This window comes from Neorhizobium galegae, from assembly GCF_017877055.1.
GTDB classification, from domain to species: domain Bacteria; phylum Pseudomonadota; class Alphaproteobacteria; order Rhizobiales; family Rhizobiaceae; genus Neorhizobium; species Neorhizobium galegae_D.
Genome location: NZ_JAGIPG010000004.1, coordinates 318,889 through 335,260, shown reverse-complemented (window position 1 = coordinate 335,260; position 16,372 = coordinate 318,889). Strand labels below are relative to the sequence as shown.

The 16,372-nt window shown below is 58.0% G+C and carries 13 protein-coding genes and 1 pseudogene; 10 read left to right on the top strand and 4 right to left on the bottom strand.

Annotated elements, in window-relative coordinates; all coding sequences use genetic code 11:
* The first annotated feature begins 154 nt into the window (after nucleotides 1–154).
* Nucleotides 155–1,276 (top strand): tyrosine-type recombinase/integrase, encoded by a 1,122-nt coding sequence (locus tag J2857_RS24890; RefSeq protein WP_210013041.1) that lies wholly within the window; start codon nucleotides 155–157, stop codon nucleotides 1,274–1,276.
* Between the two features lie 425 nt (nucleotides 1,277–1,701).
* Here J2857_RS24890 and J2857_RS24885 read toward each other — a convergent pair whose 3' ends face one another.
* The 3 genes from J2857_RS24885 to J2857_RS24875 form a co-directional block, all read right to left on the bottom strand.
* Nucleotides 1,702–2,382, bottom strand: a complete 681-nt coding sequence (locus J2857_RS24885; protein WP_210012775.1) for a hypothetical protein — start codon at nucleotides 2,380–2,382, stop codon at nucleotides 1,702–1,704.
* A gap of 90 nt (nucleotides 2,383–2,472) precedes the next feature.
* A complete protein-coding gene (locus J2857_RS24880) occupies nucleotides 2,473–3,060 on the bottom strand; it encodes a hypothetical protein (protein ID WP_210012774.1) in 588 nt (195 codons plus the stop codon).
* A gap of 78 nt (nucleotides 3,061–3,138) precedes the next feature.
* Nucleotides 3,139–3,657, bottom strand: coding sequence for a hypothetical protein (locus tag J2857_RS24875; protein WP_210012773.1), 519 nt, complete (start codon nucleotides 3,655–3,657; stop codon nucleotides 3,139–3,141).
* Between the two features lie 390 nt (nucleotides 3,658–4,047).
* Here J2857_RS24875 and J2857_RS24870 point away from each other — a divergent pair, with 390 nt between their 5' ends.
* The 7 genes and pseudogenes from J2857_RS24870 to J2857_RS31050 all read left to right on the top strand — a co-directional run.
* Nucleotides 4,048–4,614 carry a hypothetical protein gene (locus J2857_RS24870; protein ID WP_210012772.1) on the top strand — a complete coding sequence of 189 codons (567 nt, stop codon included), beginning with the start codon at nucleotides 4,048–4,050 and terminating at the stop codon, nucleotides 4,612–4,614.
* 486 nt (nucleotides 4,615–5,100) lie between these two features.
* Nucleotides 5,101–6,006, top strand: coding sequence for a hypothetical protein (locus J2857_RS24865; RefSeq protein WP_210012771.1), 906 nt, complete (start codon nucleotides 5,101–5,103; stop codon nucleotides 6,004–6,006).
* 218 nt (nucleotides 6,007–6,224) lie between these two features.
* Nucleotides 6,225–8,138 carry an AAA family ATPase gene (locus tag J2857_RS24860; RefSeq protein WP_210012770.1) on the top strand — a complete coding sequence of 638 codons (1,914 nt, stop codon included), beginning with the start codon at nucleotides 6,225–6,227 and terminating at the stop codon, nucleotides 8,136–8,138.
* 611 nt (nucleotides 8,139–8,749) lie between these two features.
* Nucleotides 8,750–9,463 carry a hypothetical protein gene (locus J2857_RS24855; protein WP_210012769.1) on the top strand — a complete coding sequence of 238 codons (714 nt, stop codon included), beginning with the start codon at nucleotides 8,750–8,752 and terminating at the stop codon, nucleotides 9,461–9,463.
* 168 nt (nucleotides 9,464–9,631) lie between these two features.
* Nucleotides 9,632–10,018, top strand: coding sequence for a hypothetical protein (locus J2857_RS24850; RefSeq protein ID WP_210012768.1), 387 nt, complete (start codon nucleotides 9,632–9,634; stop codon nucleotides 10,016–10,018).
* Nucleotides 10,019–10,193: 175 nt separating this feature from the next.
* Nucleotides 10,194–12,071 (top strand): recombinase family protein, encoded by a 1,878-nt coding sequence (locus J2857_RS24845; RefSeq protein WP_210012767.1) that lies wholly within the window; start codon nucleotides 10,194–10,196, stop codon nucleotides 12,069–12,071.
* 185 nt (nucleotides 12,072–12,256) lie between these two features.
* Nucleotides 12,257–12,406, top strand: a pseudogene (locus J2857_RS31050) (JAB domain-containing protein); the annotation flags it as partial.
* 187 nt (nucleotides 12,407–12,593) lie between these two features.
* Here J2857_RS31050 and J2857_RS24835 read toward each other — a convergent pair.
* Nucleotides 12,594–13,568: an aldo/keto reductase gene (locus J2857_RS24835; protein ID WP_210012765.1), complete on the bottom strand. Its 975-nt coding sequence runs from the start codon at nucleotides 13,566–13,568 to the stop codon at nucleotides 12,594–12,596.
* Between the two features lie 181 nt (nucleotides 13,569–13,749).
* On the opposite strand from J2857_RS24835, the gene J2857_RS24830 reads away from it, so the two are divergent.
* Entirely contained in the window at nucleotides 13,750–14,787 is a 1,038-nt protein-coding gene (locus J2857_RS24830; RefSeq protein WP_210012764.1) for a GntR family transcriptional regulator, read from the top strand.
* Between the two features lie 43 nt (nucleotides 14,788–14,830).
* Nucleotides 14,831–16,366, top strand: a complete 1,536-nt coding sequence (locus J2857_RS24825) for an ABC transporter substrate-binding protein (RefSeq protein WP_210012763.1) — start codon at nucleotides 14,831–14,833, stop codon at nucleotides 16,364–16,366.
* The last annotated feature ends 6 nt before the right edge of the window (nucleotides 16,367–16,372 follow it).

Sequence of the window (16,372 nt, the reverse complement as noted above, 5' to 3'; positions counted from 1 at the left end):
GCTTGGTGGTCTCCAAGCCAAAGCGGCGCCATACGGAGCATCCGGTCTGTGCGGATTAGGCGATCAAGTCGAGCTTAAACCGCACAGCCTGTCTGGGTGCAAAAACGACCGATAATCTTGCATTATCGGACATATGATGGTAGCCTCCGAAACCATGGAAAATCCCCCGGCAAACACGTCCAAAATCGCCGATATTGCTCATGACGATCTGCCCGACGTCGTCGACATTGTCATGGAAATTGGTGCCTCCGCCCCGCAAGCGACGGTCGCCTCGCGGCCGACACCCCGTGTCTCGGCGCGACTGGAAGCCCTCGTCGAGACCGCGACCGCCTACGCCAACGCCGCCAGTTCCGAAAACACCCGTGACGCCTACGCCAAGGACTGGCGGCATTTTATCGCCTGGTGCCGCCGGGAAGGTTTTGAGCTCATGCCGCCGTCCAGCCAGGTCATCGGCCTCTATATCGGCGCCTGTGCCTCAGGCGATCCGAAGCGCGGGGTCCCTCCCCTTTCGGTCGCCACGATCGAGCGGCGTCTGTCCGGCCTGGCGTGGAACTTTACCCAGCGCGGCGTGCCGATGGATCGCTCCGATCGGCATATTGCGACGGTGCTTGCCGGCATTCGCCGCAGGCACGCAACGCCGCCACGGCAGAAGGAGGCGGTGCTGGGCGACGACATCAAAGCGATGGTCAACACGCTCGGCCATGATCTGCGGGGTCTGCGCGACCGGGCCATCCTGCTGCTCGGCTTCGCCGGCGGCCTACGACGCTCCGAGATCGTCGGGCTCGACATCGTCCGCGACGATCGCAGCGACGGCCATGGCTGGATCGAGATTTTTCCCGAGGGTGTGCTGGTGACGCTGCGCGGCAAGACCGGATGGCGCGAGGTCGAGGTCGGCCGCGGCGCTTCCGACCAAACTTGCCCCGTTGCTGCGCTGGAGAGCTGGATCCGCTTTGGCCGGATCGCCAGAGGTCCGCTCTTCCGGCGCATCTTCAAGGACAACAAGACTATCGACGTCGAGCGGCTCTCCGACAAGCATGTCGCTCGCCTCGTCAAGCAGACCGCGCTCGCCGCCGGCGTCCGCTCCGATCTGCCGGAAGGCGAGCGGGCATCGCTGTTCTCAGGCCACTCGCTGCGCGCCGGCCTTGCCTCCTCGGCAGAGATCGAGGAACGGTACGTGCAAAAGCAGCTGGGGCACGCCTCGGCCGAGATGACGCGCAAATATCAGCGACGGCGCGATCGCTTCCGTACCAATCTTACCAAGGCGTCAGGGCTTTAAAGGCCCCTCCCCTGCCCCGGTGATGAAATCGTTAGGTCAAAAATGCGGGCTGGATTTTCAGCTTAGCGTTTCATTGAAATCGGGAAGTAAAAGCCACAGCGGCGCCAGCGTCCGAAATCGGCCGCAGCAGGCTTGAGATGGGCAATTTGGCCAAGTCGTAAGACATTGAAATCATGGTAAATGATTTTCGAAACGGACACCAGCGGATAGTTTGTGTCCGTCACTGCATGGTTCTATGGGCTTGCGTGCTAACCATCGATAAGTAACCCTTATCGGTGGTCACAATAAAAATTAACACAATCAACAGAAATTCTTAATTTATATTTAGAGAAGCGCGGTTAATAGATTGATAGACGAGAAAATTACACGTTTATACGCATATTCCTGCCGACGATCTACGTATTCTGAAGGACCCCCGCCAGAGATCAATACACCGAAGCGAAGAGATCCAGCATCCCACCATCCCCGCTGTCTTTGGTTGGCAACGCATGCAGCGTATGGTCTGGGTCCTCATCGAGGGCGAATGGGCAGATCGTACCGGTCCAGCAGACGCCCAAGGGATCAAAAAAACTCAGCCGCCATTTTTCATCCCGACTTGCCGCCCAGTGCGAAGCCGCATCAACGAGTGACATCAACGCATCGCGGCCTGTTATCCCGTGGCTCTCTATGTCTCTGGACACCATTTTCCACGTCTCCTGCCGGTGGGTGACACCGAACGGATGCCTATATGGGAGATACTGCCGAGACCCATCGCGATAGCCGATCATGATAATGTCACCGGCAAATTGAACCTCGTCATCGGCCATGACAACCTGACCTGCGGTAGATATCATTGATGTTCTTGTCACACGCGGGAAGATGCGCCTGAAGCCTCTCAGGCAACTCTCCGCAAACTCGTCAAAAAAGAGGCGCTGCTTCCGCAGGAACATTTCATTGGCGCGCTTGAGGTCTGGATTGATCGCATACCAGCGCGCTTCTGACGTACTGGTGATTGTCATGCGACTATCGGGCAGGCTTGGCATCATCTGGAGACTTGATCCACGCCCGAGTTCGGAGGCCATCAGGCTTAGGAGCGGCAGATCGTGAACATGTTGGTCGGTTGACATGGCTTTTTTCCTTTTTGGAATTTGAAGAAGACGAAGAGTTTTGCCGCCGCTTTGCAGAACACATGGCGTTCGCAAAGCGCGGCCAGTTAGCTAGTGCAGCGTGACAGTATGGCTGGTATCCGACGCTCGATGCAGCGGCCCCTCGCTTTCCCGCACTATGCGAACGCCGTTTTTCTCAAGCCTCCAAGCATAAGGAGCTGGAAGGACGAACGCCTTGACAAGTTCTGCAGCTGGCAGATTCCAATGCTTGGCGAAGGCGTCGAAGCTGGCCGCGAGCAACTCGTTTATGTTGGCATCGTTGTAAACATCGCGACCTTCCACAAAGACATTCGTGAGCGTCTCGGCGAGCGGCCGGGTAAACCTGTCTATGAGAATGTAATGGTCACGAATGCCAATCCAGCGATCGGGTGCAACCCGGCGTTTGTCCTTGATCTTTCGACCTTGAGGCGGCTCGGCTGTAGTCACGATCCTCAAAGGGGTGATCCATTCGGGCATCGATTCGCGATCAACGGGCGCAGGCAGATCAATGATCTCGTGTCGCCCCTCTTCGATGTTGATAAAGTGATGCAGATTGCTGATCATGCGTTCGGCTTGCTCAAGAGCATCATGAGTGCCATCGCCGACTTTCGTCGTGGCGAGGATTTTCTTCTTCAAGACTAGATTGAGATATGCAGACATAGGTTCTCCTGCGGACCTCCGAGCGGGAAGGTCCGACTAATTTGTTCGATGAGATTGGACGGTGAACGAGAGCCGGATTTACGCGGCGTCAGTCAGCAACAGGCTCAATGCGGCTTGCATACCCTCGAGGTAGTCGAAGGAATAAGATCCAAGCGAGACGCCATATTGATCGGCGACCATACCGTGCCCAGCCTTATACTGGCCCAGCGGCATCGCGATGATGTCGAGAGGCTCGATCTCGGTATTTGTTGCCGCGCACTGCCTGACGTAATCGGCTGCAATTTTCGAAAGCGCAAAACCGCATTCATCCGGGGTTTCCCCCCGTGAACGATTGACCTGCCCGAGGCAAACCTGGCTATCAAAGGTAACAAGCAGCAAACAGAACTTTTCGCGATCGACGATGATCCGGCAAGCATGCCGCATATAAGCGAGAGCCTGATATCGATCGTCGAAGTTTAATCCGGGATAATCTGCGAGATCATAAATATCTATCGTCGGAGATAGTCTACCGTTCACGATAGCATCAGCAAGAAGAACAGTTTTTGGATCGCGCTCCATGCGTTCATTGATGGAGAGGTTAAGGGGATGGCGGGACATATTGTATTTCCGGGAGTTTCGATACTTAAAAGGGTTCCGCCAATTGCTTCGCTCGTCAATTACCAAAGTGGCGATTCCAGAGTCAAAAATATCAAGTATATGATATTGCTTGTCTATTTTTTCTGAGCGCTCTTGGCTTTCATTTATCCTCGCCAGAGAGCATCGGGCCTTCCACCTGCCGGTAGCTGAACCTGCCCCCTCAATTGCAAAACGTGAACATGGAGCTTCTTCAGGCCGTCATGGTCTGCCTCTGACAGATGCGTCGACTTCCATCCACGTCTCACGGCCGCTTCTTCCAAAGGGCCGCACCTCTAACTCATCCCAAAAGGGTGTTGCGGCCGACAGAATATTCATTGAGCCTGCCTTTGGGCGTCAAACTGGTACGCAACAATGTGGGTAGAATTAAACAACGAAGAAGTCGCAGTGGTTTTGGAGAGGGTGGATCATCCGTCGATTCTAGAAAAGCTTAAAGCTCATCAACATGCCGATGCCGCCGCGTTCAGGAAGGCTGCCGACTGCTTCAGCGACTACGTCCATGTGCATGATGACGCACCGATCGAGCGCACGCGCAATGGCGCTTATGTCATGACGTGGTTGTGGGTGCCAAATGAGCAAGCCGGGTTTCCCAGGCTCAACGATTTTGACGACTACGACGTAAGCGAGGAATGTCTGGAGCGCCTTGAAGCCACGCAGCGATTTGATGTCGAGGCATTGGATGCGGGAGCGGAGCACCCACTGGGTTGCGGCACGGTCGATGGGTGTCGTTGGCGTTTGCTGTTGGAAGCAGGACTGCTGACATTCATCGTGCAACGCGGCCCGCAATCTCTCGCCTGGCTTCACGCAGAGACGAGCCGCGAAGGTGCTGACAAAGATTTAGAGGATGAACCAACGGAGGAGCGGTGCCTGCGTTTCATGCTCGAAGCGATCAGCAAGTTTCGCGAACAGCACTCGATGTAAGATGGAGGTCGCCCTGACCCGCACTGCGCCAGCAAATCGACCGGGCAGCTATATTGGAGCCAAACCCGGACGCGTTAAGCCCGACGAACAGTCTGGAGCAGCCGAGAGCGAACGCCTGGCCGTGATCCTCCTCGCGACCCGTCCAACCAAAAATTAACCATAGTTCAGGGAAGTTCCACAGCAGGATTGCCAGCCGGATACTTCGAATCTATAGGTACCCGGCGCGAGCAACATGGCTTGCACAATAGCGGCTCCCGCCGGTGCTGGAACACCGAACGAGAGCCTGACCCTCAACCTTGGTAAGAAGGAATCGGGCTACATGACCCATACCTCTATCTTCCCTCGCGGAAAAGCATCCGCTACTTTGTCCTCCCCTCCCTCATCCTTGTCACGACGGGCTGACACGCATCACACGATGTCGTGCGCAGTCGTCTCAACACCTGCGCATTCAACCGTCGCTCACTGAGTTTCAGACAGGGATTTTCCATGACCACCATTTTGACCGGCCTCGTGGCCGAATGCTTTGACGCGTCCGCAGCCACCCCCATCCCGGGCGATATCCATCAATTGGTGCAGGAAGCGCTGGAACGCACCATGCACCAGGAAGCCACCCGCCAGGCGGTCTCTGGCGATTCCGAAGGTCTGGCCGCTTTGGGCCGCAGCATTACCGTCGATGAAGGCCGCCTTCTTGAGAGCATCGTTGTCGCTCTCGCGCGGCGCAACGGTGATTTCGCCGTCCTGAGCGGCATGAAGTTGCCGGTATCTGACGCAGCCTTGGCGCTGATTGAGCGCAATTCGGATGAAGGGACGATCAGCTCCCTATCACTGGATCCAGAGGGACGATCGCGGCGGCACTATCATCCTGATCTGGTTCTGGCCAACCGCCGCACCTCTGAGGCCATCGTCATCGATGTCAAGCGAAGCCTCGGCGGCTATCTCGGCGGATCTAAACTCAGCGAACTCAAAAATCGGATGCAGGCGGCAGGTCTCGTGTTGCCCGATATCCTGTGGCGCGATCACCAGCGCCTCGCGGTTAAGCGGGTGTCGGTCGCAATTATCGATGGATCGCGAACCGATACCGATGTCTCCGATGGCATCTGGTCACTGGCTCGGCTCGATGAGCTGACAGGTGTACCCGGTGCGGGGGTCATCGCGCAATCCGCGACCATAGCTTATCGCCGTGGGATTTGTGACCTTTGGGCCAGGGCAATCCGGGATGCAGTGGGCAGCGCTGCCAACCACATCGTGGACAGCGCCGACAAGGTGAAGCCAGCTGTGACAATCGACCCCCCGCAAGCAAAACGACCGCGTGGAAGGCCACGCAAAACAACGGCCCCGTTGCGGACAGTTACGGTCGGGTTGTTTCGACCGGGAACAAGCGCGGTTCACTAGACTGCTCAACCACGTCACTGATCATTGACCCGACTGCGATCGGAGTCGCCGCTCCGACGCACCCTCGGCTGTCGTCCCATCATTCCCACACGTCCACGCATCGAACCGAGCGTCATTCACCACGCTCGCCAGTGACGCGTGCCATCGTGGCCTTGAGCCATAGACAGGATTTCACAATGCAAAAGCAACGACCTCGCACCAATCGTCGGCCACGCCGCATGACCTCTGTCAAGGATTATGCGCTCTATTGCAGCCTGATCCGCACTCTCAGACAGCACCGTGCATTCGTGCGCGGCTCTAACGCCTTTGTCATTCTTATTGTGCCAGAGGGTTACGATACCGGCGACTACAAATGCAGTGCGATCGATGCCCTTCACGGCGGTCAAGAACGCTACGAACGTGACAACATCGACTATTTTTCGATCAGGGCCGAACGCAAGGAAAGCACGATCCTGTCGGATTTTGCCGAACAGTATCAGTCGAAGCAGCGCCTGCTTGCCTTTGCGGAAAGCCATGCGGCGATTCCAACGCCCTTGCGACTTGCCGCCGACGCGATCCTCGACCTGCCACCAATCTCAGCGCGCGACCTCCAGGCCGCTTCGCGGATGATCAACCAGGTCGAGATAAGTCTGGAGGAAGCAGCGCGAATCCTCGCCCATCCGCTGGCGCTGGTCTGGGCGACACTGCGACCCGGCCGCAAGGCTCTCGATGTCTTAAAGCGCCTTGAGGGGACCGCCTCCCAAGCGCCTAAAATAAGATCCGAGACCGAGGCCCCGCCATTGAGCGAGATGCACGGCTATGGCGCTGCCAGGCAATGGGGTCTCGATCTCGCGAAAGATCTCCGGGCATGGGCGGCAGGTGAACTGCCCTGGTCGGAAGTCGACCGTGGCATCGTGCTCTCAGGGCCTCCAGGCGTCGGCAAGACAATCTATGCAAAGGCCCTCGCGAAAGAGTGTAAAGCCAACCTGGTCACAGCCTCCCTCGGGCAGTGGCAGGCATGCGGTCATCTCGGCGACCTGCTCAAGGCCATGCGCAAGGATTTCGCTCGCGCAAAAGAGCAAGCACCTGCGATCCTCTTCATCGATGAGGCGGATAGTTTTGGCGACCGAAACAGCTTCACGCATGATCATCGCGACTATTCCGTTCAGGTCATCAACGCTTTCCTTGAATGCCTCGACGGCGTCGATGGACGAGAGGGCATTGTTGTCGTCGGCGCGACCAACAAAATTACACGTATCGATCCCGCGATCGTCAGGTCGGGACGGCTGGACAAGCATGTCGAGATTCCCCTGCCCGATGCGGCGGATCGGATCGCCATCCTTCATCAGCAACTGGATCAGGCAATTTCGGTTGGCAATCTCTCGGCGCTGGCCGCATGCACCGACGGCATGTCCGGAGCGGATCTCGCAAAGGCTGTACGCGACGCCAAGAGGATTGCTCGGCGTACGGGAAGGGCTATCCTGGTCAGCGATGTCGCCGCCGCTCTGCCAGAACTTGTTCGACTCGATCAGGTGTACCTGCGCGCCAATGCCATTCACGAGGTCGGCCACACGATTGTTGGGCTGCGTCTCAACCACGGCGTATACGTCAGAACGGAGCTTGCGGATCGTGTTCTTGCGGGTCGGTCGACATCGACAGGCGGGCACGCAGTCTTCGACCTGCCGTCCTTCCATCGCCGCGATCGCCAATATTATCTCAATCAAATTGCCGTCTGCCTCGGAGGCATCGCGGCAGAGCAAATGATACTCCGAACAACCAGCGACGGCGCAGGGGGCGATGATCGCTCCGATCTTGGCATGGCCACACGATTGGCAACACTTGCGGAGGCGCAATTCGGCATGGGGGAGAGGCTGCTTTTTAGCAAAGTAGCCGATGACGACGATCTCGAGCGTCTGCGGCGGACCGATCCCCACCTTCGCGCTCGCGTTGATCACGTGTTGAAGATGGAACTGCAGCGCGCCAGCTCGATTCTGCTGGAGGAACGGTTGTTGATCGACCGTTTGACGGACGAATTGATCGCCACCGGCAAACTGACGCCGGAGCGAGTTTCCGCGATCGAAGCGGAAGTGCAAAATCGAACCCACATAAAGGCGGTTCGCTCGTCACTGCAAAAAGCGCATCGCGAAGCCTGAGGACATCGGCACTCCGGGCGCGAATGTCCGGGGTGAGACCTTGCAACGCCCCTTTGAAGTAGCAAACGCGCCTCTTGCCATTGTCTTGCAGGCATTCTCACATATGCCGACGCGCCTTGCCGGTAAGATAAGTCATGACGACGTGTTTTAAATCAAAACACGTTGCACACTCTCGATTCAAACGCTGACATTTTCGATTCAACGCGGTAGGTTCCCGATTCAAATTTACCCGACCGCGATTCTTGGTCGAACGCCGTTCGCGATGCCGCTGATTCCGCCTTCGACATCGTCGATTCGAACGGTAACGGCGTTTACAGGCCGGGCCAACTCATTATGAGTTCAAGGCGTGTTTAGCGGCCTTTATTGCCTTCCCCACGGACCGTTGAATCGGGACACCACGCATCGGGTCACTTCTTGCTCGTAGGAAGCTGTCGGCATTTTTTGCTTGACAGGCTTATGGATCGGCCACAGCCTAATTACAGTTTCCACGCAGATTTCCCCATTATGAACAATAACTTGATCACCGGAACGCCTGCGGGCGTCCATACGATACCGTTTGCTCCGACGAGGATTGCCGTACTCTACTCGGCGTTCGGCATGGAGGTCACGCCATGGAGCTGAACCGCGATCTCAACACCCAAAAGTTAACCTCATTCAACCAGATCCTGCCATTTATAGGTGACGGTGCCGCCATCTACGTCAGCCAGCCGGTGCCTATCGGCACGGACATTACCGTGACCCTCACGCCGACGGACATCAAGGTGGATGCTCGGACCGAGGACCCTCTTGACCGCGATTGGATATCCGCGCTGTGTAGGCAACACGAGGCCGCGCTCCGAAGCCTAGCGATAAAAATCTTGAGCCACTTACAGGCGAACTCGGTGCGGCTTCTGGGCAAATTGGTGCAACCTCATCCGCACCTTGCCGGGTACATCGACATCTACAGAACCCTGGCGTTCAACGATCACGGATGCATTCTCGATTATCCGTATCAGATGCAGATTTTCGAGGAAGACTATGGGCGGATTCCACGCTTCGTCGTCTCAGTCACAAAAGATACGGCCAAGGCTATTCAAACGATAACCCGGGATGCGACAGCAGCGTTCAGCCGATCAGATCTACTTAATGAAGACGACAAGGTTTGGTTTGAGGGATTCTACTGGATGTCAGTCCATCAGACCCGGTATCACCCGAGCTTCTTCGTACCCTATGAGCATGGTCGCTTTTCCGAGATGGAGGCTTGCGAATGGATGAGCAAAGTCGTCCGCCAGGGATTCCCTGATATCGTCTTTGTCCGCCATTTAGATGGAGTCGAATGGCCGTGACGCAGACCAATCAAGCTTTTTCGATATCAGTCGGCACGCAGCTGCACCACATCGATTTCCATATGTGGACACGGTCGTTTGCCCTGCTCCACACGCAATACTGTCCGCCGCTCCACCGACGGTCTTCGATTCCGCGTACGATATTTTCGATTCTCGGGCGAACGGCGTTTGCAGGAGACGTTGATGCCTAAATCCAAAGCCACACGGCTTCGAGAGCAGAGAGCGCGGCAACAGGAATATCGCGATGCGCAGAAGAAGCTACGCCGCCCCGGCCGCGACGATATCGCCCGGATTGCGCTGCAGTGGTTGATTGTCAACACTGCGAAGCTTGCCGAGCGCGAAGGCAATCCGGCCCGTATGAACAGGGTCGAGGAAGCGATTTTGGAGAAGCTGGTCGAGCAGGGATTTGATCAGGCGGCCTCAGACCGGGCGCTGGGCGATCTCATCGACAGATATGTCGACGGTGGCTGGGATTTCCGCCGCAAGCCACATCTTTGGGCAGGCGATCACATCAAAGGCGACGGGACCAAGGACCCAATGGATGGCCCCTTCTGACCCAGGAAACTGTCACTAACGCCGTTTTCACGAAAGGATCATCGCTCCCCCCGTTACTTCTTTGAACGGCGTTTGTGATTGAACCGGTGAGGCCTCGGGTATCTGAGCCCGCCACGGAGCCCGTCGCTTGTACCGGGCCTGTCTTCTCCCTAGGTACCAAGCATAAGGGGCCTTCATGAGCAAAAACGTCATCGTCTACGCGCGCTATTCGACCGATCGCCAGGACGAGCAGTCGATCGAGACACAGATCGAACGCTGCCAGGCGGTCATCGACCAACATGGCTGGCACCTCGTCGACACTTTTCACGACAGCGCCGTCAGTGGCACGAGCTACAAGCGCCGGCCCGGCATCCAGCAATTACTGAGGCGCGTGGAGCGGGGCGGCATCGACATCGTGCTCTGCCTGTCGACAGATCGTCTCTCCCGAGACGTCGCTCACAGCGCACAGATCGGCAAGAAGCTGAGCTATCACGATGTCGAGCTTTGGACCGCCAGAGCCAATGCCCGCATCTCCGATATCGAGATGAACATCGGCGCGGTCCTCAGCCAGGAAACGGTCGAGCAAGGGCGCTACCGGACCCGCGAAGGCATGAGAACCACGGTCCAGAAGGGCAAGGCCGCCGGCGGCATTGCTTATGGCTACCGTGTAAAGCAAGCCTATGACGAACGAGGGGACCGCATTCCCGGTCTGCGCGAGATCGATGAAGCCGAAGCGCGGATCATCATCTGGATTTTCGAGGAATATGCCAAAGGGCGATCGCCGAAAGACATTGCGGTCGAACTCAACGGTCGCATACCCGCCGTACCTGGACCTCGCGGAGCCAAGTGGCGCGACACGGCCATTCGGGGACATGTCAGCCGTGGCACCGGCATCCTGAACAACGAACTCTATATCGGCCGCGTCGTGTGGAACCGGCGCGAGTATCGCAAGAACCCTGATACAGAGAAGCGGGTCGCGCGCCCGAATGACCGCGATGATTGGGTTGTCAGGGAACAGTCCGATCTGCGGATCGTCTCAGACGCGCTCTGGACTTCGGTCAAGAAGCGGCAGTTGGAAGTCGAACAGAGCTTCTCCCATACGACCACAAACCGCCTGAACAAGGCCCACCGGCCACAATATCTGCTGAGCGGCATTCTCGAATGCGCCCATTGTTACGGGCCATATGCCATTATGGCGAAGGATCGTTACGGCTGCACCAATCGGAAGAAGAAGCTGCCGACCGACCATCTCGGCGGAATTGTCTGCACGAACAGCAAAACGATCAACCGTTTCGAACTCGAGGAACGGGTGGTGTCGGCGGTGCCGGACAATCTGCTCGGTGCCGATAATCTCGACCGCATCAACCGCGACATCAAGGCGGCTGTTGCACGAGGACAGCAACGGGCAGTCGTGGAACCCGAACGGCTACGAACCGAGATCACCGCAATTGTGACGAAGCAAAAGGCAATCGGCGAGAAGATCGCCGAACGACTGATGGCAGGGCACGCCGCCATCCCCGCGCTTGATCATATGCTCGATGAACTCGAACATCAGCGCCTGACACTGGCTAGCCAGTTGGCCGCGACGCCATCAACAGCCGCACCCGTGGTGACACCACCCCTTAACACCGGTATGCTCCAGAGCGCGATCACAGCCGTCAAGACGATGCTGTCAACGCGAAAAACTGATGTCGAGGAGAGCTGGATATCAATCACCCGCCAGCTCCTGCAAAAGGTGGTCATCGCACCATCAGCCGACGGCAAATCGGCGGAACTGACCATCCACGGCCGCCTCGCCGCCATCCTGGCGGCACAAGAAGCCTGGCGCGAGGTCTCGCGGGAGCTGCGGGATCAACAATCGGCGGAGTTTGTCCGCAAACGTTCCGCTGGGGAGTTCAAGTCACTTGCCGACAAGACAAGATTCCTACGCCGCTGCGAAGCCTTGCTGGCCGAGCGTGAGCAGGAATGGATGCTGTTACAAGTCTCAGTGGTTGCGGGGGCAGGATTTGAACCTGCGGCCGCAACGAAAACTGTTGAGCTAAAAAGGGCGGCGAAGGAAATAGTCAAAAGCTGAACCGTGGCCGCAAAAATCGATCAGATCGGAGAAGGGACAGGAGGCGTGAGTAGTCCTCGATTTCCATCTCCCAGTTCCCTGCCCCAAGCTCCTCGATCTGGAACCTCCCCGTAATGCCTCTTTGAAACTCAAAACCCAGAGATGCTCCACCGTGCACCACGATGATCCATCGTGACCGAGAGTGACTTAACGTGATCCACAACCACCCGAGCGGCGGCCCCACTCCATCTAATGCAGATATCCAAATGACGCACTTGATCGCTCGCGCAACAGAGGCGATGGGAATTGCGGTGCACAACCTTATCATTATCGGAAGGGTCGATATTGCAATATGAAGGGGCTCGGCGTCATCTAGAGATCCGCCGGCCGAGAAGAGCAATAGACCCATAATTTTGATTTCGCAGGGCTATTAGCTCTTGATGGGATATGAATCTTCGGCAATCAGGTTGTTGACGGTAACCCGCCGAGACCAAGCGAGAACCTTTGCTGCCGACTGCTCACCCCACTCTTCCAGCCCTACGACTAAACGTGCCCGGCAATCGGTTTCGGCAGATAATCCCGCTCGAGTTCCGCGACATCCTCGGCAGTCAAGTTAATCTCCAACGCCTTGATGGCATCCTCGAACTGTGCCGGCTTCGAGATGCCGACGATCGGTGCAGTAATAGCCGGACGGCTCGCGACCCAGGCATAGGCGACCTGCGCCATTGGTTTTCCGTGATGCTCCGCCACCGCCTTAAGGGCGGCGATCACCGCATCGTCGGCAGCCTTCGTCCGGTCGTAGAGCGCCCGCGCCGTCCCGTCCGTCTGGCTGCGCGTTGTCTCGCCATCGGTCCGACCGGCCAACCGGCCACGGGCAAGCGGGCTCCAGGGCACGACGCCAACACCTTCGCTGAGGCACAAGGGCAGCATTTCGCGCTCTTCTTCGCGATAGATGAGGTTGTAATGCGGCTGCATCGAAACGAATGGAGCCCAGCCATTCTGCCGCTGCATCCCAAGCGCCTTCATGAACTGCCAGGCATGCATGGAGGATGCGCCGAGATACCGGACCTTGCCGGCCCGAACCACGTCGTTCAGGGTCTCCAGCGTCTCCTCCAGTGGCGTGCCATAATCGAAACGGTGAAGCTGGTAGAGATCGATATAATCGGTCCCGAGACGCTTCAGGCTGCCGTCGACGGCATCGAGAATATGCTTGCGCGACAGACTGCGGTCGTTGATGTCACTACTCATCGGATGGAAAAGCTTGGTGGCGATCACCAGCTTGTGGCGGGGAACGAGATCCAGCAGCACCTTGCCGGTAATCTCCTCGCTCTTGCCGAGCGAATACATGTCCGCCGTATCGAAGAAGTTGATGCCGAGATCGACGGCCTGCCGGATGATCCTGGCGCTGTCTTCGGAACCTAGCACCCACGGTGCCCATTCGCTCGATCCGAAGGTCATGCAGCCAAGTGCGAGCCGCGAGACTTTCAGGCCGGTGCGGCCCATGTTGACATAATCCATTGATACACCCCGCCGTTCAGGAATGGCCGCTTGCGACATGATCCTCGCTCGTCGGGCACTATAATTGGAATCTTTGAGGGCATTCAATCGCCTTGCTGCTAAAATATGCAATTTTTTACGAAGGGGATTGCCATCGCTGTATCCCGTGTTACGGTTGGTGTATCAAACGAGTAATACACAGATGTTCACGATTGACGCCTCCAGCATCGACCGGTCGCTCCCGGTCCCCGTCGGCAAGCAGCTATACGGGCTGCTGGCCTACATGCTGTCTTTCGGCGACATGCCGAAGGGGGTGAAGCTGCAGTCGGTACGCCAACTCGCAGCCGAACTCGACATCGCGCCGATGACCGTGGCGGAGGTCTACAAGCAGCTCCGTGCCGAAGGGCTGGTCGAGATCCGGGCCGGGCTCGGGGCCTTTACCGTCTACGAACCGAACCGGCAGATCGGCCGCGTCGCGCCGGCAAACCTGCTCGGCGCGGATATCGACAGCCTGCTCGAAAAAGCCGAACAGCTCGGGATTGCCCCGGTCACGCTTGCCTCCATGGTGCAGGCGCAGGCAAGGCTGAGGAAGCCGCGGGCCCATCTGAATATCGTTTTCGTCGGGATCTTCGAGGCGCCGGCGCGCGACTATGTGGAGCAGATCCGTCCGACGCTTGCCGCTAACGACGTGATCACCCTAGTCACCGCTGATCAGGTGCGTGACAACGCCGAAATCCGCGAACAATGCCGCAATGCCGACCTGGTCCTCACCTTCGTACATCGCGAGGCGGAAATCCGCGGGTTCGTTCCGGAGGCCAATATCCTGGCGATCCGCTTCATTCCATCCGAGCGGACCCGGCAGTCGCTTGCGCTTCTCGATCCGCGCACCCGGATCGCAGCCGTCACGCAACTCAAGGACTATATCGCCATCATGCGCCCCAGCGTGCGCGAATTTGCGCCGCATATTTCGGATATCACCGTCGCCTGGTCCTATGCAGAAGATCTGCCGGACATCATCAGCCGCTGCGACGTGGTGATCTATGCATCAGGCGCCGACCATGTCGCCGATCTCGCCGGACCGAACAAGCGCTGCTTCGAATACCGCCATTCGCCGGATCCGGGCGTGCTCGAAAATCTTCTGGCGCCGGCGCTCGCCGAACTACGTCACAACAAGATCGCCGATGGCGAGGCTCCGACCAAGGTCTCGGACCTCACCTCACGGAGAACCAAGACCCGCTGATGCCAACGCTTTGAATCCATCAAAACCAATAAGGGAACAGGACATGAGCAAAGCACTATCCGTCACAGCCGCATTCCTGCTTGCAGGACTTTCCTTCACCGCGCTGTCCACGGCCGAGGCCGCGACGGTTACCATCGGCACCGATGTGGATGCCGGCACGCTCGATCCGCGGCTTGCCCGGGATACGACAGCCTACCGCGCCACCGACCTCCTCTATTCCGGCCTCGTGCATCTGACGCCGAGCCTTGAAGCCAAGCCGGACCTCGCCGCGAGCTGGGAAACGCCCAATCCTACGACCTGGATCTTCAAGCTTCGTCCGAATCTGAAATTCTCCGACGGCAGCCCGCTGACAGCCGCCGACGTGGTCTTCACCTTTACCACCATCCTCAACAAGGATTTCAACGCGCCGATGCGGGCGCTCTATACGCCGATCTCGGCAGTCGAGGCGGTCGATCCGCAGACGGTGAAGTTCACGCTGTCCGCGCCCTACGCGCCGCTGCTCAGCTATCTCGACATCGGCATCGTCTCGAAGGCACTCGTCGAAGGCGGTGCGGACATGGCGTTGAAGCCGGTCGGCGCCGGCCCGCTGAAACTTTCCTCCTGGACCCGCGGCAGCGCCATCGAAATGGAAATCAACCCGAACTACTGGGGCGAAAAACCGAAGGCCGATAAGGTCAGCCTGAAGATCATCGGTGACGGTTCGGCCCGTGCCCAGGCCTTCGAGGCCGGCGACCTCGACATCATCCAGTCGCCGCTGGCACCGCAGGACGTCAAGCGGCTGGCGGCGGACAAGCGTTTCGGCAACGTCGTCCAGGCCGGCCTCGGCGTCACTTACATCAACTTCAACGTCAAGGACCCGCTGCTCGCCAGCCCGAAGATGCGCAAGGCATTCTCGATGTTGATCGACCAGAAGACCATCGTCGAAGACATTTTCCAAGGTGTCGACGAGGTGGCTTCGTCCGTCATCCTGCCGTCGTCCTGGGCCTATTCCAAGGACATCAAGCAGCCGGGCTTCGATGTCGAAGGCGCCAAGGCGCTCTTCAAGGAAGAAGGCTGGTCGGACACCAATGGCGACGGCATTCTCGACAAGGGCGGCAAGCCGCTGACGGTCACGCTTTCCACCCATAGCGAGGACAGCAATCGCGTCCAGTCGATCGAATTCATGCAGGCGACCTTCCAGGCGGCCGGCGTCGACGCCAAGACGCAGATCACCGACTGGCCGTCCTTCTCGACCAACTACGTCCAGAAGAGCCAGCACCAGATCGCGCTGCTCGGCTGGCTCAACATCGTCGATCCGGACCGGCTGCTGTTCGGCCAACTCTCGACCGGTGGCCCGACCAACTGGGGCGGTTATTCCAACCCGGCTGTCGACGAGACGCTGAAACAGGGCCGCTCGGCAACCACCCAGGCGGATCGCACCAAGGCCTATCAGACTGCCGCCAAGATCCTTGCTGACGACCTGCCCTACTACATCGTCTCCGACCAGGGCTATCAGCTCTTCTATTCGAAGAAACTGCCGTTTGAAGTGCAGGCGACCTCGCGCGGCAACATGCGCGGCATGATCGGGCTCAAGGATTGAGACCCG